The sequence below is a fragment of the Faecalibacterium sp. I4-1-79 genome, from assembly GCF_023347235.1.
Classification (GTDB): Bacteria; Bacillota; Clostridia; order Oscillospirales; family Ruminococcaceae; genus Faecalibacterium; species Faecalibacterium tardum.
Genome location: NZ_CP094467.1, coordinates 2,146,289 through 2,166,679, shown reverse-complemented (window position 1 = coordinate 2,166,679; position 20,391 = coordinate 2,146,289). Strand labels below are relative to the sequence as shown.

Sequence of the window (20,391 nt, the reverse complement as noted above, 5' to 3'; positions counted from 1 at the left end):
CCCGGGACGCAAGCTTCAGAAGCATCATACGCCCGGCGGCGTGCAAACCGGCGGGAAATGCGCAGAGAAAAACCTGCATTTTTGCGCTTTACGGTGAGAAGTGCGCACTTAACGCTTGAATTTACTGAACAAAAGCGATATTATAAAAGTATGTCCATCAGAGCGTAGGATGGACGGAATCGGAAAGTATAAGAAGTAAGAGACGGAAAGGAGCACTCCTATGAACTTTGCACACGCAGAAGTGGCAACGCTGGACCCGACGACCATGCGTACCCTGTGCGAGGAGTACATCGCAAACAACTACATCGACCCGGAGACCAGCGAGCGGCTGGGGGTCAAGCGCGGTCTGCGCAACCCGGATGGCACCGGCGTGCTGGCCGGCCTGACCAACGTCTGTGACGTTGTGGGCTACAAAAAAGATCAGGAGGGTCATGTGATCCCCGCCCCCGGCAAGCTGATCTACCGGGGCGTCAACATCAACGAGATCGTGGACGAGGCTTACCGCAACGACCGCTTCGTGTTTGAGGAAGTGATCTGGCTGTTGCTGTTCGGCAGCCTGCCCACCCGGGAGCAGCTGGACGATTTCTGCGAGATCTTAGCAGAATCCCGCGCCCTGCCGGACGGCTTCATGGACACCATGAACGCTCCCTCGCCCAATATCATGAACAAGTTGCAGCGCTGTGTGCTGGGCCTGTATTCCTACGATGACCGCGCCGAGGATCTGAGCCTTGAGAACATCCTGAACCAGAGCATCAACCTGATCGCCAGTATGCCCACCATGATGGTGAACGCTTACCAGATGAAGCGCCGCTACTACGATAAACAGAGCATGTTCTTCCACCTGCCCAAGCCCGGTCAGAGCACGGCAGAGCACATCCTCAGCACCTACCGCCCAGATCAGAAGTTCACCCACGAGGAGGCAAAGCTGCTGGATATGTGCCTGCTGGTGCACGCAGACCACGGCGGCGGCAACTGCTCCACCTTTACCACCCGCGTGCTGTCCTCCTCCGGTACGGACACCTACTCGGCCATCTCTGCGGCCATCGGTGCCCTGAAGGGCCCCAAGCACGGCGGTGCGAACCTGATGGTCAACCGCCAGCTGCAGGATATCCTCAAGCACGTCGAGAACCCGGAGGATGACGATGAGGTGCGCGAGTATCTGCGCCGCATCCTGCGCAAGCAGGCGGGCGACGGCTCCGGCCTGATCTACGGCATGGGTCATGCGGTGTACACCATCAGCGACCCCCGTGAGGTCATCCTGAAGCAGCGCGCAAAGCATCTGGCCTACGAAAAGGGCTTTGAGGAAGAGTACAATATGCTGTGCAGCATCGAGCGGCTGGCACCCGGCATCTTTGCCGAGGAAAAGGGCAGCTCCAAGCCGGTGTGCGCCAATGTGGACCTGTTCAGTGGCCTGATCTACAATATGCTGGGCATCTCGGAGGATCTGTACACCCCGCTGTTCGCCATCGCTCGTGTGCCGGGCTGGTGTGCACACCGGGTAGAAGAGGTGATCTTTGCCAACCGGATTATCCGCCCGGCCTACAAGTATCTGGGCGTGCGCCAGAAATATAAGCCCATCGAGGAGCGTTAATGGAACCGTTAGAGTTAGTTATTGTCCTGCTCTGCGTACTGCTTGGCCTTGGCCGCGGCGCAGACCTTGCCTTTGCTACGGACGCTGCCACAGGCCTGTGTACCGCAGGCGCGGTATGGTGGCGGTATCTTGCCTTGGGCGCTGTGGTGCTGGCCGCAGTGCTGGCCGGGCGCAGCCGCTCGCTGCCCCCGGAGCCGCTGCGCAGCCGCCGCCCGGCGGCAGGCGTGCTGGCCTTTGCGGGGGCAGTGTGTATGTTGGCTGCCGGTGCAGCACAGTTTGTGTTCGCCGCCGGTACGGTAAGCACCTTTGTACGCATTCTGCTGGAGGTGGCCTGTGCCGTGTGGCTGAGCAATCTCGGGCGCAGCTGGCTGCGCCGGGACGGCTGGAAAACGCCCACCGGAGGTCTGCCGGTGGCCATAGCGGGCAGTGCGCTGTTTTACTGGAACGTGCTGATGCGCTTTATGGAGAACAGCTCCAGCTGGCACAGGGTACAGCCTACGGCAACGGTCTGGCAGGAGATGGCGGCGCTGCTGTTTCTGGCGGCGCTGGCGCGCACGCTGTACCTGCCCCAGCCGGAAAACGGCCGCACCCTGCACGCAGCGGCGCTTGCAGCCTTCTGCCTGTGCCTGTGCTGGGAACTGCCCCGGGTGCTTCTGCTGTTGGCGGCGAGTCTTGGCAGCGGTGCTGCGGCGGTGCTGCCGGAACTGCTTTCCGGTCTCGCGCTGTGCTGTATCGGCGGTATGGGACTTGCCTGTACTGGGCAGGGAAAAACTGGAAACGACTGACAAAAATGGCTGCGCGCCCTTGGTGTAATTGAACAAAAGCTTTGTGGCAGGGTGCATAAAATCATACAAAAGCAAAAAAAGATAAAATTGTGTTGTTAATTTTTTAGCAGACACTTGAAAGTTTGCCGGTTTTGGTCTACAATAAAGATACCGTGATTTATCCGATTATGGGTAAAATAATTAGGAGGTACTATTACAATGGCTGTTAGAGTTGCTATCAATGGTTTCGGTCGTATTGGCCGTCTGGCTTTCCGTCAGATGTTTGATGCTGAGGGTTACGAGGTCGTCGCAATCAACGACCTGACCAGCCCCAAGATGCTGGCTCACCTGCTGAAGTACGATACTGCTCAGGGCTCTTTCTGCGGCAAGATCGGCGAGGGCAAGCACACTGTCGAGTCCACCGAGGATTCCATCATCGTCGACGGCAAGGAGATCAAGATCTACGCTGTTAAGGACGCAAAGGATGCTCCTTGGGGCGAGCTGAACGTTGACGTCGTTCTGGAGTGCACCGGCTTCTACACCAGCAAGGAGAAGAGCATGGCTCACATCCAGGCTGGCGCAAAGAAGGTCGTTATCTCTGCTCCCGCAGGCAACGATCTGAAGACCATCGTCTACTCCGTCAACGAGAAGACCCTGACCGCTGAGGATCAGGTCATCTCCGCTGCTTCCTGCACCACCAACTGCCTGGCTCCCATGGCCAACACCCTGAACAAGACCTTCCCCATCGTTTCCGGTATCATGACCACCGTTCATGCTTACACCGGCGACCAGATGATTCTGGATGGTCCTCAGCGCAAGGGCGACCTGCGCCGTGCTCGTGCTGGCGCACAGAACATCGTCCCCAACACCACCGGTGCTGCTAAGGCCATTGGTCTGGTCATCCCCGAGCTGAACGGCAAGCTGATCGGCTCTGCTCAGCGTGTGCCTGTTCCCACCGGCTCCACCACCATTCTGGTTGCTGTCGTCAAGGGCAAGGATGTCACCAAGGAAGCTATCAACGCTGCTATGAAGGCTGCTTCTTCTGAGTCCTTCGGCTACAACGAGGATCAGATCGTTTCTTCCGATGTTATCGGCATGCGTTACGGCTCTCTGTTCGACGCTACCCAGACCATGGTCGCTAAGATCGACGACGACACCTATCAGGTTCAGGTCGTGTCTTGGTACGACAACGAGAACTCCTACACCTCTCAGATGGTCCGTACCATTAAGTACTTCGCTGAGAACTGCTAATTGCGTAGCTGCGTTAAAAATCGGATGATTTGTCGACCGGAGTTTGTCTTGCTCAACTACGAACAAGCTTGATCTGGTACGATAAGCTTATCTAGCAATTTTTCACCCTTTCTTTTGTGGTCCGCCATGAAGGAAAGGGTGTTTTTTTATGTGTTTGAAAGATCTCCGCGATGAATTTATCTACGATTGTGAATGTCGCCATCTGGCTAAAGGCTCCCTGCGCAATTATAAGGCTGCGACCCGTTTTTTGCTGGAATATCTGGAGCTGAAGCAGATCGCTGAGCTGGAGGATGTCCGCCCCCGCCACATCCGGGACCTGATGAAGGAGAAGCAGGACGCGGGCAGCACGCCCCGCTATATCAACGACCTGCTCAAGGTGTGGCGCACATGGTTCAACTATCTGGTCAATGAGGGCTATCTGGAGGAACGGGATAATCCGGCCAAAAAGGTAAAGTGCCTCCGCCAGCCCCGGACGATTATTGATACATTTACAGCGACTGAGATGAAACGGATGATCCAGTTCTACGACGGCAAGGATTTTCTGGAGGTACGGAACAAGACCATCATCATGCTGCTGTTCGATACCGGGATGCGCTGCAACGAAATGATCCTGATGGAGCCGGAGGACATCAAGCAGGACTATATTCTGGTCAAGCACGGCAAGGGCAGTAAGGAACGGGTCGTGCCCAAATCGCCCGCACTCTCTAAGCAGCTCGTCAAGTACTGCACGCTCCGGGATGGCTACCTGAAGGAGCACCCTACCCGCTACAAGAATCTCTTCCCCAGCAAAAACGGTAAGCCCATGACCGATGAAGCCGTGGCACGGATATTGAAGCATGCAGCAAAAGAAGTGGGGGTCTCGTCCTCGGTGCGTGTCAGCCCTCATACCTGCCGCCACACCTTCGCACAGATGCAATTGAAGAACGGTCTGGACCTGTACAGTGTCTCCCGCCTGATGGGGCACGTCAATATCATGATCACCCAGCGCTACCTGTTGGGCATCAAGGATAAGGACATCGTGGATCGCGGTACCCAGACCAGCCCCCTGATGAACCTGTAAAAAACTGAATCGTACACTTCAAGAGTGGCTCCGCCGGGTGGTGGGGCTGCTCTTTTTGTTTTGATTCGATTGTGAAAGATGAACAATAGAATATATAGGATTTAATTGATTTGTAAAATGACGTGTGTAAGACGAAAAGTGAAAATATAAAGAAACAATGAAGCGAGTCTATACCTATTTATAAATAGAAAGAACATATCTTGAAAATAACGAGTAAAAATATGCGATAATACGATAAAAACTTTTATATGGAAGAAGAGTTGTAGAATGCCTATATATTATAATAATGTATTATATATATTTATAATAAGAGAGCTGAATGACTGCAAAAATTAAAAAGTGAAAATAAAACGACACAACGACAAAAAACAAGCGCAATAATGTGGTGAACTTTTTACTGATTTAGATGTTTCGAAATTCTAGTATAAAGAGAAGTATTGTGACGCGACAGAGTGGATTAAAATGATTGAGAAAAGTGCAGGAGAGAAATCGAGGACACTGGCAACAGTAGCACACGGAAACAGGATCATGAGCAATGGCGAAGCTGATCCAGACAAGGAAACATAACCAGTATATTGATGTGTTGCAGTGCGGGATGCTAAAGTAGAACGGAATGATAAAACGATATGACTAGTATTCTGATGCGTTTATGGCGCAGTCGGCAGAGGTAAGACAAACCTACAAATATACATAACTAGTATATTAATGTGATGATTGTGGGGCGGTAGAAGGGCACGAGCGACCCTTGACAGTTTTAACGACCTATGATATTGTGTTTATGCGGCGGCAAACACGCCTAGGAGCTTCTACAGCGGATTTTTACTGCCAATGTAGATGTTTATGGCAAAAATTAGAAAAATGAACCAGAGACGCCTTGTAGCGCGTATGGTGAAACTTTTTTAAAAAACCCCTAGACAAATCCTGCCGAGTGTGTTATGCTTGTGCACCCGAGGAGGAGAGAGCGGCCGGACAAGCCCCGGACGTGCTCGACATCCCGACAAGCGTGCCCCGCGTGCGGGGGGGCGGTGACCGAGGCGACTTGGAAGCTGCCCCTGCACGACGGAGCAGGCGGCTGCCCTGTGAAAGCGGGGTGGAGCACCTTGAAAACTGAACATCGTCAAAAATTTATTTGGACAAGGAGGAATGTGAACATGGAAAAAAATGACATTTTCAATACGAATCTGCTGCAGTTGCCCATGAAGGCACAGGTGGCTGACGAGGGGGTGGTACAGGATATCGCGCCCGTTGCAGCGCCCGCAGACCTAGCTGGGGGAGTAGCGGAGCTTGAGCTGGATGCTTTGAACCAGAGAGGCGTTGTTCTTCAGCGGTTGAGCGATGTGACGCCCCAAAATCATGAAATGTTGGCATCCGGACGTCTGCAGTGCGGCGAAATCACACTCCTTTGCGGTGACGGCGGTGTAGGCAAGGGGCAGTTCGTGGCGCAGATCGCGAGATCCCTGACCATGGGCGAGGCCACGGAGGTTTTTCCACAGGCACCCAACCGCACGGGCAACGTTGTGATCCTTGCGGGCGAGGACCCCATCGATGCTGTGCTGTGCCCGCGTATGGCTGCTGCTGGTGCTGATCTGGGCAAGGTCGTGGTGATCGATTCTGATGTATACTACGAGAAGAAGGGGAAAATGCCCTACCTCGGCGACCCGGATCTAGTGAACTGGATCATTGCGGCGAATCCGCTGGTGCTGGTTATCGACCCGCTTCAGGCGTTTTTGCCTAATTCTGCCAATATGAACAACCGTCAACAGATGCGGAGGGTGCTTCAGGACCTGCGCATGCTGGCACAGCAACAGGGGTTTGCCATCCTGCTGGTGACCCATACCAACAAAAATCCATCCGCGTTTGGGCGCAAGCGCCTGAATGGATCGGGTGAACTTTGGGACACCGCCCGCAGCGTGCTGATCATGGGGCATACGAGGGATGGCAGCAAAAGCTACGTCTCCCACGAAAAAAGCAGCTATGGAGTACCGGCGGATACGATCCTTTTTACCACCGAGACGGTAGAGGTCAGGGGAATCAAGACGGTAAGGCTGAAGTTTGACTCGACTTCGGATTGGAAGGACGAGGATTTTTGTCGGGAGAAGCCGGACAATAAAGGGCAGAAGTATGCAGAAGTTCAGAGAGAAATCCTGCGTACGTTGAATGCCGCCCCAGGGAACCGTATGGTCAGCAAGGAGCTTCAGCGACTAGTTATGGAAAAAACTGGATGCAGTGAAAGCACCTATAACCATGCACGCAGCGCGCTGAGTGGCGATGGCCTCATCAAAAATGTCCGGCAAATTGTACCAGAGGTCGGAGTCTGCGGCGTTACAGCCCTGACACGGAGCACGGCAGTGGCGTAACGGCTGCTGAGGGTGTATGATTGCAATGTTGCAATGTTGGCGAAAAATATCGATGAAAAGCGAAAAAACACAATTTCTGCTTTTGCAATGTTGAGCCCTGCTTTGCAAGGCTGAGGTCGCCATAACGGGGGCAAAAAAGGAGGAAGTGGCATGCAGTGCAGTAGACCGCTGAAAATCCCATAGCGCCGGTAGGGTGAAAGATCTGACCCGCTTTGGCACTGTTGGGAGCAGACAGCAAGACCGTTCTAAAAAACACGATTCAATTCAAAAGGAGGACCATATGACAGATAGAACATAGAGCCCGGGCAGCACCCTGCCAACAAGGGAAACTGTACATGAACTCTAGCAAAATAAACAAAAAATATAAGTTTGGAGTGTTGATGTTGCTGAAAATTTGGAAAAATTATTATCTGGACGCGAGTAGCGTGTATTATGCGTTGAAAAAGGCGCATGCGAAGGCCGACGGCGGGGTGGAGTACGATACTTGTTCCTATCATGCAAGGCTGGAGGAGGCACTGGCAGAAGCTGTAAGACGCACAATTCGTGAGGGAGTCGCCAGCGGGGAGCTGAAGGAATGGGAGCAGGTGCGTGCCGAGCTCCAGCGGTTGGAGAGCGAGGCGCGGGGGCTGCTGCAGTCCATCTGTCCGGCGGACAAGGCTTTGACCTCAACTCTGAAGAACAACAAATGTGCATGAAAAAGGAGAACTGATATGATCGAACTTTACTTCAATGATGCAAATCTTCTGCCCGAGAACCGTGAAGAGGAGCAGTATGCCGAGGCGACACTCAACAACATTTTGGCTGGAAAAACGGCTGACACGGAGATGTGCATCCTGCCCTGCTTTTACGATGCTCCGCTGCACAAGGGGCTGCTGTACCATCTGAACGACGGCACAACGCTGCGGATCAGACCTATCCTGAATGAGGCGGGAGAACCGGAGCTGCTCATCAGATGCGTTACGGAGGAGACCGTTGAGGGGATGTACCAGAGGGTCGCGAATTACGACTAAGGCGAACCCCGTACCGACAATGTACCTGTTTTCAAAAATAAATTTCAATGAAAAGAAGCTATAATATGGTTGAAAATAACGTAAAAGAGAACCTGCTTGACGGTGAGGAGGAAATCTATATGAACCTGAATGATCTGGTGAACCTCAGAGAGTCGGCGGAGCTCAAGGAAGCTGCAGACGCATTTGAATGCTACTTGGAGGATTATGCGTTGGCAACAGGAATGCCGCAGAGCGTCCTGTCGGATATCTGCCATCTGTCTGTACAGGCAGCACACAGGGGAATGGAATTTTGCTTCATGAAAGGGTTCGAGATGGGCGCTCGTGTAATGAAGAGCGCACTGGAAGAGGAGATGACGGAGGGGGTGAAGCCGTGAACAGAAGACAAGCAGCAGTATCCTGACACTGCAGTACGAGCAAGAGGTTTGACTATGCTAACCGCAAACGCAAAAGAAGCCTGCAAAAAAATTACATGTGCGCGCATCGCGCAGGAGGTATAATGATGGATTACAATCACGAAGACGCAGTAACGATCCGGACGAATGGACGTAAGAATGACGTATCGGCGCTCTGGGCGTTGAGGAATGTGCTGGAAGGGAAGGCTTTGATCTATGATACCTGCACAGACACACCCCACGACAGTCTGAATCCCTGCGAAGGAATTACGTTGAAGCTGGCCGACGCGCCGGATTGGGAGTGTAATATGACGATCACCTTCTTGCCATACCTCAGCGATGATGGGCGGGCGTTACTGAAAATCGACTGCCATTCTGTGCCCTACCAGAATGATGCGGACGAAAAAATTGTCCCCACGGCATATGACTGGATGGACGAACTGGATGAGCTGGACGATCCGGACATCGATACGATTTTTTAATCAACCAAACAGGAGGGGTACGACTATGATCGATATCTACATGAACGGTGCCGAGGTCCATGCCGAAACACCTGAAGAAGAGCGGGAAGCATCGCTCATTCTGAACGCAGCGCTGTCTGGGAAAACGACCCCGGCGGGCGGATGTATCTGCCCGGATCAAAGAGATTCCACGGTCGGTAAAGGCATTACGATGCGTTTTTGCGATGGTACGGATATGACCATTACGCCTACCTCAGATGCAGAAGGCGACCCCGAACTGGAGATCATCTGCAGCATGGAGGCTGTCGTTCAGGAGGCAGCAGCAGAGGAGCCGACCTACTATTATGAGGTGCGGCTTGAACCAAAGCCTGTACTGCGAAGCTATATCGCTGCCACCTATGAACTCTGCAATGAACTGACCGATAGTGAGCTTGTGCAGATGGGGCATGACCGGAACACGGGGCGCATTCGTCTATTGCAGGCGCTGGAAACGGTGGATGCATTGGCCGATTACAGCGAAGAGGCGGCGACGGAAGAGTTCGGAAACTATATGGATGTGAATTTCCCCAATGTGACGTTCAAGCCGGAGTTTGTGAATCCCCGGGCGGCACGATGGTGTGGAATGTAAAGGACAAGGAGGAAGCTTATGACGGATAACAAGACCTGCAGCGTGGACATTTTGAGTGTGTCGTTGGACGAAGAAGGATATTTGATCATCCCACGGCAGACGCGTGAGCTGTGTGAGCCGCTGGTCAAGGCCGCAGACGCGCTGGAAAGGGCGCTGGAGGACCTGCCGGTTGATGAGGCGGACAAGAATAGGATCGCACGGTTGTCGGCAGAACTGATGGCCCAAGCAGAGCAATACGCGGTAGAGCTGGGAATCCAGGCATACTTGGAGTTTACCAGAACGCTGACCCCAGAGATGCGCGTTGGACTTGAAGGGCACAAGGACAATGAGGTGCCAGAGACATGATCCAAGGCAAACAAAAAACGTCTAGCACATGCAAGGCGCTTGACAATAAAAAAGCTGTGGTAAAGGTGGGTGCCGGCAGTGTACAGCGCGCCCAAGCAAATGAGCAGGCTGTGGAATGGGCAGGACATCCAGAGGCAGTGTCATGCTAAAAAGGAGATTAAAATGAGCTTTTTAGAAGATGTATTTCAGACCACTGACGAAATCAAGCAGAATGAAGAGAAGTTCAAAAGTGCTGTGGAGGCAAGCTTTCATCAGCTAGATGTGCTTGTTCGACCGTATTTGGGTGACGTACAGAATGCGATTCTATCTGAAATTCTGGAAGGGTTGGTCGCGCCCATTGCCGAGAGTTCTTTTGAAATTGGCTACAGCAGCGCCATGCGGAGGTTTGCAGAAGCGGCGGCGGCACTCGAGGCGAAGGCCCATGTGCAACAGTAAAACAAAAACCGCCTTACCTGTTGGCGCAGGCAAAGCGGTAATAGAGACGGGAATATGTATTTGCAGTAAAAGTTCCCGCCCCTATAATAGCACAGAACAAAGCGTTTGACCAGAGCTTTTTTTGGCAGGCGCTGACAAACCGGCGCATGGTCTGGCAAGATGGCTGGGCTGTGCGCCTTATATTATTATAGAGGCTATTACATGAAAATGCCCTTTGACGGCTTCTACTTGAAGCTTTTGGATGAACAGAACAGAACCCACGAATATGAGGAATATCTACGCAACTGCAAGGAGAACCCGTTGACCGAGGAAGAGCAGCGGGAATGGACAGAAAGCGCCCGTGCAGCGATTGCAGAGCTGGAACGGATAAACGCAGAGCCGGAGCCCACCAGACAGTCAGCAGAGCCAGAAGCAGAGGCTGAGGGGATACCCAGTCCCCAGACGCCAGAGCCCACCGAGCTGCAGGAAGGGTGCTGTGCCGTTCAGGAGGCAGAGGAAGCGCCAGAGGTGGAAGTGGTGCCCGCAGAAGCAATCGTGCCATTGGTAAAGATAGGAGGGGACGCCCCGGCGGAGAAGGAGCGGTGGGCGTATGCTTCAGAATTAATCGGTGATGCATTCCAGCATTGGGGGAACGGAAGAGTTCTTCTGGATATGGGAACCGGACGTGGCAAGAGTGAATTCGTTATCCGGAAGATGGCTGGATGGGCGGTTGATCAGTTTTTGAAGGGAAATTATGACAACCGGATCCTTATGATTTGCCCGTTGACGCTATTGCATGAAGATCTGGAAAAACGACGTAGGGCAGAATACTTGATGGTGTTCGGCGATGATTCAGAAGAAGGATGGGATCTATATAAAGAGGTCTTAACCGTTATCACCTACCAGAAACTTGAGCAACTCTGTAAGGGAGACGTATCCGATCAGAGAATCCTTCAAGAGCTATTGGACAGACATCGAATTATCATTGCGGATGAATGCCACTACTGGTCCGAGTTCTCAGCCTTCAACATCAATACACACTATTCATTTGATGCCCTCCTACAGGCAGAGAAAGACCATACCGTGGTTTATATGAGTGCGACCGGGCGGGATACTTGGAAACTTCTGGAAGAGAAAGGTGGTCCAACGCAGTCTGAACGTATCTATAGGTTGCCGCAGTACTATGAGTACGTCAAAGTCGCCTATTTCTATGCCCGACACAATCTGGTGACGATCCTGAAACGCCTTCCGGCGGGTGAAAAAGCAATCGTGTTCATGGAGCTTGGCGATGATTTGGCCGAAATGGAAAAAATATTTGGCGACACAGCCGCATATTATTGCTCACCTTTCAACGAAAGATATCGGAAAAAGTACAGCGATTTTTCGGTCTGCGTGAAGGATGGCCAGCAGCTAAAGAATATTCTGTTCACGACAAAGGCTATGGGTGTGGGAATCGGATTGAAAGATCGGGGTGTAAAGCATATTTTTATCGACCAATGGAATCCTCTGGAAATAGCTCAGTCACTCGGACGCAAGCGCTCCTTGGATGCAGATGACACCTGTACTGTCTATTTCAGGGATTATAGCCTTGACTGGTACTGGGGCACAAACAGTGGGCTGAAAAAGTTTCGCAGTATGCTGTTGAACAAGTATTTGCCAGCGCAGGCGTACATGGCAGGCGAAGAAGAATTTAATAAATACCTGCATAGTGACAATCCGGAAGTGATTCAGAAGAAAATCGATAAGAGTAAAATTTTGGAACACAATGTAGTCACTGGATACCATATCAATCCGCTGGGGCTTCAACAGGTAGGGCACGATCTCGAAATGCTTTATGACATTATGAGCTCAACGAATTATCCTGAGTTATTTATGAAGTATGCGATGTTTAACTTGCACCAACCCATCAAAGCGTATCGGTTCAAAGATTTGGAAGATTGGCTCTATGCGCACCTGAATCAACCGATGGATTCAGAGGAAATGACAGAAAAAATTATGGGTTTTGGCTATATTGAAAAATATCAAGGGAGAGAGCCGGGTCAGATGGGTTTGAATAAATTTCTTCTATGTTATGGTGTTAAGATTATAAGTGATAGAGAGAATAAGAGAAACGAGAATCGAGATAAAACTTTCTGGATTTTGATTAAACAGTGACTATAGTTGGTGGCGCAAAATTTGGTATATAATATATATATAAATAGCAAAAAATGCGCCAAACTATCTTCTGGTAATATTCTCGGTAATAGTAATCTCAGTGCGGTGACTTCAGTGCCCTTAACATGCAAATGGTTGCATCAATATGGATATGATCTTGGAAGTAAGCAGAAGCGATTTGAAGCAGGACAAAAGAAAATGGTCTGGTGGGTGACAAAATTAGAAAATTGATGCCTACGAAATTCACTCTATTATATAAAACAGTGAAAAATATAGGCACTGATGTCGCTCTTTATCAATCCTTCACCAATAGGACGCATATCAGAAATGGGCGACGATTTGATCAGAGTGAAATATCTCAAATAATTGAGAAAAATATCTGCTGCGGTGTGATTCTGTCTGACTTTGATACCATTAAAAAGTATACCTCGAACGGAATATATCGTGTTACCGTATAATACAAGGACGTCTACACTGTGGATATTGTTTGATGACGGAATTTTAAGCTGCCAAAAAAGGGGGTACTCAAATTGATTACCCCTGAGAGTGGGTCAAAATGGTCTGCGTATGGTTTCCAACCTCATTAATCATCAATCTGATTAACGAGCTCAATGGTTCAAGTTAAGCTTTGTTGCGCTGATAGAATCGCCATACACGACCCTGTACCAAACAGTACGCACCTGCAACGGCCTAAATTGAAGTGAGGTCGCTTAGACCGACCCCATCAAGAAAGGTGTCCCCAATTTTGGGGAGATGTAGATGGTGCTCAAAAATGTGCGCCGTGCTTCAATTCTGTACTTTCGCCACAAGTGGAGATGTGTTTGACAGACCTTATGACTGGAATCAAAGTCCGCTCATAATTCCGTCGCATTTCACGACGCAAATGGATATGCTCAAAAGTGGTGAAAATAATAATCGAGCCGCAAATCCGCCGGGATGTGTGCTGTCTGATATTAAACGCCGCTCTTTAAGTTCACTTCTTGACCGGATACCAAGTAAAAAAGAGCCCTGCTACTCGTGTCTGAGCGGCAGAGCCCTGTTGCTGCTATAGGAAATGATGGTTGGTGTCAGCGTTCAATGATTTCTGTAGTAACTTTCATTTGACCCTTGCCAAAAAGTCCGGCATAGCCAAAATCAGCCAAATCCTTGAGCTCCTGTGCTTTTTCTCGTGTTTCACGGTAATCTTCACGAAGCAGAGTATCTCCATTTTCATCATGGAATACCGTTTTGACAACGAATTTATTTTCAGCCATAAGCTTACCTCCTGCTGCTGATAGAAGTGGTGACGATAGGCGCGATGTCTATTACCGCAGCTTTCTCATATAGGCTTGGGACGTTCTTTTCTGGCTCTCATAGAAGGTAACGCCGGTAACATCGTCCACGACCAGATCATCATAAGGGATGCCCTTTTTGTTCAGGTGATCAATGAACCAGCGCTTTTTCAGATAGCACCACGGAGTTCTGCTGAGGTCGCCGTAACTCGATGCAGGCCTCTCACATGCGTTGTAGGTTTTGCCGCAGATGCTCCACCATTCTTTACGCACTCGCTCCCGCATTTGCAGAACCTCAGAGGTGCCATGAAGGCCATGCTCCTCGCCATACTGATAATCTGCCTTCTTGATTTTTGCGTTCTGTCCCGCGCTGACTGCACCAGCTGCACCAAGACCCAACATGCCTAAAAATAACGAAAAAGCGCCTGCCATAATATTATCCTCCTGTGTTTTGAAGTGTGTTTGCTTTGATGTATCTAAAGCTTACCAAACGATGCGTCCGATAAGATGGACTTACAAGGACACTTTTAAAATATGGTGCTTTCTGGCTGCCGTCGCGCAAGTTTATAGATGACCGCACTATAGCGCGCAAAAAGTCTCCGGTAAGGCCTCCGGCGGCAGGGGACACCTCACTCGGCCAACCCCAACAGATAATCGGTGGATACCTGATAGAATTGGGCGAGCTGGATCAGGCGGGGAATCTCGGGGCATTTGTCGTGCTCCCATGCGTAGACTGCCCGGCGGGTCACACCCATAGTTCGGGCAAGCTCGGTCTGAGTATAGCCGTGCGTCAGGCGCAGGTGCTGCAAACGTTCTGATATAATGGTCATGGCTGCTCTCCTTCAATATAATGGGCGTCCTCTCACAGCCCGGCGGATCTCTGTCTTTACGAGTGCACTTCTAAAAAACGTCAAGGGTAATGGTGCCGCCTTCTTTGGTGATGATCTCATACTCGGTGGACTGGATATCTCGCAATACCAACTTTTCAATACTCAGGATGCTGGCAAGGGGGATGGAAAGCATGGTGTGTCCAGCCATGAAGTGCAGCTCTGATTTGTTTCGGTGCGTGTGCAGCTGGATGTCTTGGAACGCGATGTCTGCCCCGGTAAATACGGCGCACCCACTGGCTTTGCACTCGGACGTCTCGGCAAGAAAGGCGTCAACAGCGATTTTATAAGTATCCATGGAATGTCTCCTGTGATTTTATATAATAGCACTACTCTCACTCGTGCCCTCGCTCTCTGTCCTGCTATGGTTAGTCAGCCTTCACGAACAGCTCCATGCAGTCCGCACAGATGACCCGCACTTCCTTGGTGCTCCGGATGATGGTACCGCACTTGGGGCATACCCACCGCCGGGTGCTGCTCTTTGCTTTGGGAGGCTTGGGCGCTCCGGTCTGACTGCTGCCGGGTGCCTTGCTGCCTGCTCCGGTGCCTGCCATATCCGACCATGCCAGCCGCTCACCCATCTGGATATCCTGCCAGCCTTGGAAGATGATGAAGTCCAGCAACTCTTCGGACGGGCTCGTGATGGTCCAGCCATACTTTTCGTGGTGGTCGACGGTCAAGCCGTGTGCCTCGGCCTGCTCCTTAAAGCGCCGGTTGTGATAGACCCCGTTGTTGCTGGTGTCCTTGATGCCAGTCTCCATGCAGTACTCATGCACCATCTCGTGCAGCAGGGTGGAAGCAGTCTCTTCAATGGGGCGGTCAAGGGTAGCCGACGAAATATTGATCTCGTACTTGTTCTCGCCGCCTGCCTGCCAGACCTTGGAGCAGGTGATGTGACCATAGGCGGACGGGGTCTTTTTCAGGCTGATGATGGGCTCGGTCAGCTTGCCTGCAAAGTAGTGCTTGTTGAGCTCGCGGAACATCTTTTCCAGCTGACCAGCAGCGCGGGAGGTTTTGACAGTCTGTTTCATCTTATGAACTCCTATTCTCTTTACAAAAAAGAGGGGAGCGGCTATAATAGTCTTGTAATCCGAACCGCTCCCCAGCGGTCTTTACTGGCTCTTGTAAATGCAGTTTCCTAGGCGGCATTTGCAAGGGCTTTTCTTTTCAGGTGATGCTCAGGCGGGTGCCGGTGACCGTTTTGCTGTACTGGTCGTACAGGTCGGGTGCTACGGCCTTGATGGCTTTGCTGTCCAGTCGGGTGCTGGAGAAATCGGACAGGCGGACTTTGTGGCAGCCTACTTCCAGATAGTTGGTGGAGCGCTCAGCCAGTGCCTCGCGGATCTGGGTTTTCAACTGTTCCTGTTCAGCCTGTGCAGCCTCGATCAGTTGGGCGGCCTCCTTGTACTGCTCGACAAGGGTCAGTAAAACGTTGATACTCATGTGTGTACCTCTCTTCAAATTGTTGGTGAATGGTCGGATGTGAGAACCGGTGTTCCCGATGGCACTAGTATACGCCTACTCCATGAAGTACGCAAGATGGAATGTTGCACAAGAAAAAAGGCTATAAATTGCGGAAAGTGCATACTTCATGAAGTATTTGCAGAATGGACAGCTCGAAAAGATATGATATAATACCTATAAGAGTAAACAGAAAGTTGGTGCTTTGGATGGGCGGCAAAACAAGTACAGCCAGCAAACGAAAATGGAATAACGAGAATTACGAGTACACACAGCTCGTGACGCAAAAGGGCGAAAAAGAACGCATCAAACAAGCAGCAAAGCAAGCTGGGCAAAGCGTAAACGCCTATGTGGTGGAAGCTGTACGCCGCCGCATGGAGCAAGAACAGATGCTCAGTGCGTCAGACACCCCGGGGGTAGTTAAAAATCTGGAAGGGGACACTGACCCGGTAGAATGAGATAGTTGTTCCATCTCCCCAGACCTGATTAAAATCTAGCAACAGAAGGCCTCTGTCTTTCACAGAAATGTGATCGGCAGGGGCCTTTTTGCGTTAAGAAAATGACACCTAAAAAACAAAAAAGTATCCTCCACATGGAAAATGAAAGGCCGTGGCCAAAATCAAACGTTATTCTATCAGATTCATCGATTTCCTGCCCCTCATGGACACCTGATGGGAGAAAATTCGGTTCATCTCCCTGCGCTTTCGGGTCAGGTCAGAGTGCACATAGCGCTGCAAGGTGATGTTGGCGTTAGCGTGTCCTAACAATTCGCTGAGGGTCTTTACATCGCACCCCGCCTGCAGACAGGTCGTTGCAAAGGTATGGCGCAGCGCGTGCGGACGTACCTGCCGGACAGCTGCCTGTTTCAGATATGCTCTGATGCTTTTTCGGTAGCAGCGGGGTTCGGTGGGCTTAGACTCGTTGCCAGATAGAAACCATGTGGAATTACTGGCGTTTCCGCGCAGCTTTTTTAGCACAATAAGTAGCTGTTTCGGGATTGGAATTTCCCGGCGGGAGGTGCGGGTTTTCGGCGTTTGGATAACCACCTTTGTATGACCGTTTCCGCAGGAAATTCGGCAGACTGTCCTGTTGATCTTCAGCGTGCCAAGTTTCAGGTCAAAATCACCCCATTGTAAGCCGCAGATCTCGCCAATACGCAGACCTAATTCAAGCCCCAGTAATAAGCCGATTTTGCGAGGCGTGGGGTTCTCCTGCACATACTGGAAGAGCCGTTGCTGTTCTGCCGGAGAAAGGGGCACGGGTGTTTTATCAACAGCTTTTGGCAGCGCAACTTCCAACTCCATCGGACGAATCAGGCGTAAATGTGCGGCATATTCGACGCAGCATCGAGAGGCATTCCCGGGCAGAAGAATTTCCCAGTGGCTTGTGTGCGGCATCTGTGGGCACGATGATCTGCTGCATGGCCTGTTCGAGGAAGCTCTCGTCAAGGGATGCAACGGACACTTTGCTCAAAACCGGAAGAAGATACTTGTGCAGCGTGTACGAATAATGCGCATAGGTGGATTCTTTTACGGCATTTCGCTGGGAGCGCAGCCATACCTCGGCCAATGCTTCAAAGGTTAGGTCGGTTCTTTTCAGGTTATAAAAACCAGCTTCTGCTTTTTTCTGAATCAGAATCTGCTTGACCTCTGCATAGACTGTGCCATAGATATAGCCCCACTGAATCTTTCCATCCGGTGTATGCGCTTTGATATAGCGGCCTTCCCACCGACCATCATTGCGCTTATGAATGTTTTCTCCCCGTCGTGCCATTTTTGTTTCCTCCTGCGTCTTGGACACCCATCTGACCACTTATTCTGTCCACCTTCGTTTTTAGCTGGATTTTTTCATGCAGAACTGGGCAATGTGCAAAAAAGTTTCGGCTTCTGCGAGTTTTTTTCTAAGGTCAGGTGGGATACATTTGTATAATTTTCTATTGATTCCCAGATATAACCATGATAAAATAATAGGGAGAATCAAACAATGATGTCGAAAAATTGGTATCCTCCATTTTCCATGTGAAGGGTACCCCTTTATGCGGAAAGGGGTGAACAAGGTGGCATTGCGTCTGTTTGAGCACAACGAGAAAGCATATCATGCGGCAGTCCGGATGATGAACCAGTATGGCAAAGCCGCCATTGTTTATCCCACCGGCACCGGAAAGAGCTATATTGCGTTCAAGCTGGTCGAGGACAACCCGGACAAGGTTGTAATCTGGCTTTCTCCCAGTGAATACATCTTCAAGACCCAGCTGGAGAGCCTGAAAAAGAACGACTCGGATTTTCCGTTGACAAACGTTCATTTTTACACCTACGCCAAACTGATGTGCTGCACACAGGCACAGCTGGACGAAATAGCAGCGCAGAAGCCCGCCTATATTATACTCGACGAATTCCATCGTGCCGGTGCTGAATGCTGGGACGAAAGCACGGTGGCTTTATTAAAGTTATGTCCGAACACAAAACTGCTGGGTTTGATAGCAACAAACATCCGCTATCTAGATAACAATCGCGACATGGCCGAAGAACTTTTCGATGGACATATTGCAAGCGACATGAACCTTGGCGAAGCAGTCGTCAGGGGCATTTTGCCTGCCCCGAAATATGTGACCACGGTTTATCAGTATCAGAAAGCCCTTGCAAAGTATCAGGCACGGGTGGATAACCTGCGAGCACCGGGCATTCAGGATGTGAACCAGAAATATCTGGACGCGCTGCGCCGCGCTTTGGAACAAGCGGATGGTCTGGATAGGGTCTTTGCACATCATATCACGAATAAGACTGGCAAGTACATTGTGTTCTGCGCTAACAAGGAGCACATGGACGAGATGGTGTCCCATGTGCCGGAGTGGTTCGCTGGGGTCAACCCGGACGTTGTGGTGTATCAGGCCTATTCAGATGACCCGAACACGGACAAAGCCTTTGCGGACTTTAAAACGGACACAAGCAACCGGCTGAAGCTGCTGTTCTGCATCGATATGCTCAACGAGGGTATCCATGTGGAAGGCATTTCCGGGGTCATCCTGTTCAGACCTACCATTTCGCCCATCATCTACAAGCAGCAAATCGGACGTGCCCTGACCGCCGGGGACACCGCAGCCCCGTTGATTCTCGATGTGGTCAACAACTTTGAGGGTCTGACCAGCATTTCCGGTCTGCAAAGCGAGATGCAGGAAGCAGTCCATCGTCTGTATGCCAACGGCGAGGGCGATAAGATCGTGACCGAGCGGTTTGAGGTCATCGAGCAGGTGCACGATTGCCGGGTACTATTCGAACAGCTGCAGGCGAGCCTTTCTTCCGGCTGGGAGCACTACTTCTCTGAGGCAAGTATCTACTATGCGGAGCACAGCAACCTGAACGTCCCGAAACTGTACACCACGCCCGGCGGTCTGAGCCTTGGCGTGTGGCTGGTCACCCAGCGCCGGGTGCGCGAGGGACAGATCCAAGGCAATCTGACCGAGCAGCAGATCGCGCGGCTGGACAGCATCGGCATGGTCTGGGGAAACCGGAAGGAAATTGCGTGGCAGCATGGATTTGAGGTCGCAAAGAAATACCACGACACCTACGGAAACCTGATGGTGCCCGGCAAATACACCGACCCGGACGGCTACCCTTTGGGACAGTGGATTCTTAAGACCCGGCAGCAAAAGCTGAATGGCCGCTTGAAGGAAGAACGCATCGCACAGCTTGATGAGATCGGCATGGTGTGGAGCGTTTTTGATGCCAAGTGGGAAAAGGCTTATGCGCTGGCTGCCGCCTACTATGAGGAAAACGGCAACCTGAATATCCCGCGTTCCTATGTGACAGCGGCTGGTGAACGGCTGGGACAATGGGTCGCAAGCCAGCAATGGGCATACCCGAAAGGAAAACTGACGGACGAACAAGTCGAACGGCTCAACCGTATCGGAATGTACTGGGGCAACCGCAATGACCGCCAGTGGAACGAAGGATATCAGGAAGCGAAGCGCTATTTTGATGCCCACGGCGACCTGAATATCCCGGCAGAATATGTGTCGCCAAACGGATACAACCTTGGCAATTGGGTCAAACGGCAGCGGTATACCCGCCATAATCCTGAAAAAAGCTGCGCTGTTCTGACAGAGGAACGGATTGCAAAGCTGGATGCCATCGGGATGCGGTGGGAGAAAGCAGATTCGAGACCGCGCCGGTTGGAGTTGGCACAAGGACCTCATAGGGAAAGCGAAAGACTGAATGTTTCAGCTAACCACAAAACGGGGGAAGATATCGGTTTGTGTAGTTGATAGCGCGATCCAAAGCACTTGATGCAATTTGGGTCGGAGAAGTTACGTGAGTCGTAAAAAGAAAATCTAAAGGAGTTATTGGAG

General features: G+C 51.2%; 23 protein-coding genes. 15 read left to right on the top strand and 8 right to left on the bottom strand.

All coding sequences use genetic code 11. From position 1 onward, the window contains the following. Positions 1-220: 220 nt before the first annotated feature. The 13 genes from MTP36_RS10780 (at position 221) to MTP36_RS10720 (ending at position 12,427) form a co-directional block, all read left to right on the top strand. Positions 221-1,591 (top strand): citrate synthase, encoded by a 1,371-nt coding sequence (locus tag MTP36_RS10780; RefSeq protein ID WP_249250203.1) that lies wholly within the window; start codon positions 221-223, stop codon positions 1,589-1,591. Next, complete coding sequence (locus tag MTP36_RS10775) at positions 1,591-2,376, top strand: hypothetical protein (RefSeq protein WP_249250200.1); 786 nt, start codon at positions 1,591-1,593, stop codon at positions 2,374-2,376. Before MTP36_RS10780 ends, MTP36_RS10775 begins: the two co-directional genes overlap by 1 nt. A 198-nt stretch (positions 2,377-2,574) precedes the next feature. Beyond that, entirely contained in the window at positions 2,575-3,606 is a 1,032-nt protein-coding gene (gene gap, locus MTP36_RS10770; protein ID WP_249250196.1) for a type I glyceraldehyde-3-phosphate dehydrogenase, read from the top strand. 148 nt (positions 3,607-3,754) lie between these two features. Further along, entirely contained in the window at positions 3,755-4,666 is a 912-nt protein-coding gene (locus MTP36_RS10765) for a tyrosine-type recombinase/integrase (RefSeq protein WP_249250185.1), read from the top strand. Positions 4,667-5,817: 1,151 nt separating this feature from the next. Beyond that, positions 5,818-7,023 (top strand): AAA family ATPase, encoded by a 1,206-nt coding sequence (locus MTP36_RS10760; protein WP_249250183.1) that lies wholly within the window; start codon positions 5,818-5,820, stop codon positions 7,021-7,023. Positions 7,024-7,358: 335 nt separating this feature from the next. Next, positions 7,359-7,718: a hypothetical protein gene (locus MTP36_RS10755; protein ID WP_249250181.1), complete on the top strand. Its 360-nt coding sequence runs from the start codon at positions 7,359-7,361 to the stop codon at positions 7,716-7,718. A 15-nt stretch (positions 7,719-7,733) separates the two neighbouring features. Next, on the top strand, positions 7,734-8,033 hold the full coding sequence (locus tag MTP36_RS10750; protein WP_249250175.1) for a hypothetical protein: 300 nt from the start codon (positions 7,734-7,736) through the stop codon (positions 8,031-8,033). Positions 8,034-8,098: 65 nt separating this feature from the next. Beyond that, positions 8,099-8,407 (top strand): hypothetical protein, encoded by a 309-nt coding sequence (locus tag MTP36_RS10745; RefSeq protein ID WP_249250173.1) that lies wholly within the window; start codon positions 8,099-8,101, stop codon positions 8,405-8,407. A gap of 122 nt (positions 8,408-8,529) precedes the next feature. Next, complete coding sequence (locus MTP36_RS10740; protein ID WP_249250170.1) at positions 8,530-8,907, top strand: hypothetical protein; 378 nt, start codon at positions 8,530-8,532, stop codon at positions 8,905-8,907. A 25-nt stretch (positions 8,908-8,932) separates the two neighbouring features. Further along, on the top strand, positions 8,933-9,514 hold the full coding sequence (locus MTP36_RS10735; RefSeq protein ID WP_249250168.1) for a hypothetical protein: 582 nt from the start codon (positions 8,933-8,935) through the stop codon (positions 9,512-9,514). An 18-nt stretch (positions 9,515-9,532) separates the two neighbouring features. Further along, entirely contained in the window at positions 9,533-9,859 is a 327-nt protein-coding gene (locus MTP36_RS10730) for a hypothetical protein (RefSeq protein ID WP_249250161.1), read from the top strand. Between the two features lie 162 nt (positions 9,860-10,021). Next, on the top strand, positions 10,022-10,294 hold the full coding sequence (locus MTP36_RS10725; protein WP_249250159.1) for a hypothetical protein: 273 nt from the start codon (positions 10,022-10,024) through the stop codon (positions 10,292-10,294). A gap of 201 nt (positions 10,295-10,495) precedes the next feature. After that, positions 10,496-12,427: a DEAD/DEAH box helicase family protein gene (locus tag MTP36_RS10720; protein WP_249250157.1), complete on the top strand. Its 1,932-nt coding sequence runs from the start codon at positions 10,496-10,498 to the stop codon at positions 12,425-12,427. 1,067 nt (positions 12,428-13,494) lie between these two features. Here MTP36_RS10720 and MTP36_RS10715 read toward each other — a convergent pair. The 6 genes from MTP36_RS10715 to MTP36_RS10690 form a co-directional block, all read right to left on the bottom strand. Continuing rightward, positions 13,495-13,680: a hypothetical protein gene (locus tag MTP36_RS10715; protein WP_249250155.1), complete on the bottom strand. Its 186-nt coding sequence runs from the start codon at positions 13,678-13,680 to the stop codon at positions 13,495-13,497. Between the two features lie 51 nt (positions 13,681-13,731). Next, complete coding sequence (locus tag MTP36_RS10710; protein ID WP_055185320.1) at positions 13,732-14,130, bottom strand: hypothetical protein; 399 nt, start codon at positions 14,128-14,130, stop codon at positions 13,732-13,734. A gap of 197 nt (positions 14,131-14,327) precedes the next feature. Further along, a complete protein-coding gene (locus MTP36_RS10705) occupies positions 14,328-14,528 on the bottom strand; it encodes a helix-turn-helix domain-containing protein (protein WP_249250146.1) in 201 nt (66 codons plus the stop codon). Positions 14,529-14,598: 70 nt separating this feature from the next. Then, positions 14,599-14,883: a hypothetical protein gene (locus MTP36_RS10700; protein ID WP_249250137.1), complete on the bottom strand. Its 285-nt coding sequence runs from the start codon at positions 14,881-14,883 to the stop codon at positions 14,599-14,601. Between the two features lie 70 nt (positions 14,884-14,953). After that, on the bottom strand, positions 14,954-15,616 hold the full coding sequence (locus tag MTP36_RS10695; protein ID WP_249250120.1) for a SprT-like domain-containing protein: 663 nt from the start codon (positions 15,614-15,616) through the stop codon (positions 14,954-14,956). Positions 15,617-15,752: 136 nt separating this feature from the next. After that, complete coding sequence (locus MTP36_RS10690) at positions 15,753-16,028, bottom strand: hypothetical protein (RefSeq protein WP_249250118.1); 276 nt, start codon at positions 16,026-16,028, stop codon at positions 15,753-15,755. A gap of 227 nt (positions 16,029-16,255) precedes the next feature. On the opposite strand from MTP36_RS10690, the gene MTP36_RS10685 reads away from it, so the two are divergent. Further along, the gene (locus tag MTP36_RS10685; RefSeq protein WP_249250116.1) at positions 16,256-16,504 is read left to right on the top strand and encodes a DUF1778 domain-containing protein; all 249 of its coding nucleotides are present in this window, start codon (positions 16,256-16,258) and stop codon (positions 16,502-16,504) included. A gap of 168 nt (positions 16,505-16,672) precedes the next feature. Here MTP36_RS10685 and MTP36_RS10680 read toward each other — a convergent pair whose 3' ends face one another. Both MTP36_RS10680 and MTP36_RS10675 read right to left on the bottom strand, forming a co-directional pair. Then, positions 16,673-17,350 carry a site-specific integrase gene (locus MTP36_RS10680; RefSeq protein WP_249250107.1) on the bottom strand — a complete coding sequence of 226 codons (678 nt, stop codon included), beginning with the start codon at positions 17,348-17,350 and terminating at the stop codon, positions 16,673-16,675. Next, positions 17,316-17,819, bottom strand: coding sequence for an N-terminal phage integrase SAM-like domain-containing protein (locus MTP36_RS10675; RefSeq protein ID WP_243111085.1), 504 nt, complete (start codon positions 17,817-17,819; stop codon positions 17,316-17,318). Before MTP36_RS10675 ends, MTP36_RS10680 begins: the two co-directional genes overlap by 35 nt. A 283-nt stretch (positions 17,820-18,102) precedes the next feature. Between MTP36_RS10675 and MTP36_RS10670 the strand changes: the two genes are divergently transcribed. Then, the gene (locus tag MTP36_RS10670) at positions 18,103-20,307 is read left to right on the top strand and encodes a Helicase associated domain protein (RefSeq protein ID WP_249250105.1); all 2,205 of its coding nucleotides are present in this window, start codon (positions 18,103-18,105) and stop codon (positions 20,305-20,307) included. Positions 20,308-20,391: the final 84 nt, after the last annotated feature.

Excerpts from the sequence above, each read along its gene's own strand:
- MTP36_RS10775 (WP_249250200.1), top strand. The coding sequence starts at position 1,591 with ATGGAACCGTTAGAGTTAGTTATTGTCCTGCTCTGCGTACTGCTTGGC.
- MTP36_RS10675 (WP_243111085.1), bottom strand. The coding sequence starts at position 17,819 with ATGGCACGACGGGGAGAAAACATTCATAAGCGCAATGATGGTCGGTGG.
- MTP36_RS10695 (WP_249250120.1), bottom strand. The coding sequence starts at position 15,616 with ATGAAACAGACTGTCAAAACCTCCCGCGCTGCTGGTCAGCTGGAAAAG.
- MTP36_RS10685 (WP_249250116.1), top strand. The coding sequence starts at position 16,256 with ATGGGCGGCAAAACAAGTACAGCCAGCAAACGAAAATGGAATAACGAG.
- MTP36_RS10725 (WP_249250159.1), top strand. The coding sequence starts at position 10,022 with ATGAGCTTTTTAGAAGATGTATTTCAGACCACTGACGAAATCAAGCAG.
- MTP36_RS10720 (WP_249250157.1), top strand. The coding sequence starts at position 10,496 with ATGAAAATGCCCTTTGACGGCTTCTACTTGAAGCTTTTGGATGAACAG.
- MTP36_RS10730 (WP_249250161.1), top strand. The coding sequence starts at position 9,533 with ATGACGGATAACAAGACCTGCAGCGTGGACATTTTGAGTGTGTCGTTG.
- MTP36_RS10710 (WP_055185320.1), bottom strand. The coding sequence starts at position 14,130 with ATGGCAGGCGCTTTTTCGTTATTTTTAGGCATGTTGGGTCTTGGTGCA.
- MTP36_RS10760 (WP_249250183.1), top strand. The coding sequence starts at position 5,818 with ATGGAAAAAAATGACATTTTCAATACGAATCTGCTGCAGTTGCCCATG.
- gap (WP_249250196.1), top strand. The coding sequence starts at position 2,575 with ATGGCTGTTAGAGTTGCTATCAATGGTTTCGGTCGTATTGGCCGTCTG.
- MTP36_RS10740 (WP_249250170.1), top strand. The coding sequence starts at position 8,530 with ATGATGGATTACAATCACGAAGACGCAGTAACGATCCGGACGAATGGA.
- MTP36_RS10750 (WP_249250175.1), top strand. The coding sequence starts at position 7,734 with ATGATCGAACTTTACTTCAATGATGCAAATCTTCTGCCCGAGAACCGT.
- MTP36_RS10755 (WP_249250181.1), top strand. The coding sequence starts at position 7,359 with ATGAACTCTAGCAAAATAAACAAAAAATATAAGTTTGGAGTGTTGATG.
- MTP36_RS10700 (WP_249250137.1), bottom strand. The coding sequence starts at position 14,883 with ATGGATACTTATAAAATCGCTGTTGACGCCTTTCTTGCCGAGACGTCC.
- MTP36_RS10680 (WP_249250107.1), bottom strand. The coding sequence starts at position 17,350 with ATGGAGTTGGAAGTTGCGCTGCCAAAAGCTGTTGATAAAACACCCGTG.
- MTP36_RS10765 (WP_249250185.1), top strand. The coding sequence starts at position 3,755 with ATGTGTTTGAAAGATCTCCGCGATGAATTTATCTACGATTGTGAATGT.
- MTP36_RS10715 (WP_249250155.1), bottom strand. The coding sequence starts at position 13,680 with ATGGCTGAAAATAAATTCGTTGTCAAAACGGTATTCCATGATGAAAAT.
- MTP36_RS10735 (WP_249250168.1), top strand. The coding sequence starts at position 8,933 with ATGATCGATATCTACATGAACGGTGCCGAGGTCCATGCCGAAACACCT.
- MTP36_RS10780 (WP_249250203.1), top strand. The coding sequence starts at position 221 with ATGAACTTTGCACACGCAGAAGTGGCAACGCTGGACCCGACGACCATG.
- MTP36_RS10705 (WP_249250146.1), bottom strand. The coding sequence starts at position 14,528 with ATGACCATTATATCAGAACGTTTGCAGCACCTGCGCCTGACGCACGGC.
- MTP36_RS10745 (WP_249250173.1), top strand. The coding sequence starts at position 8,099 with ATGGTTGAAAATAACGTAAAAGAGAACCTGCTTGACGGTGAGGAGGAA.
- MTP36_RS10690 (WP_249250118.1), bottom strand. The coding sequence starts at position 16,028 with ATGAGTATCAACGTTTTACTGACCCTTGTCGAGCAGTACAAGGAGGCC.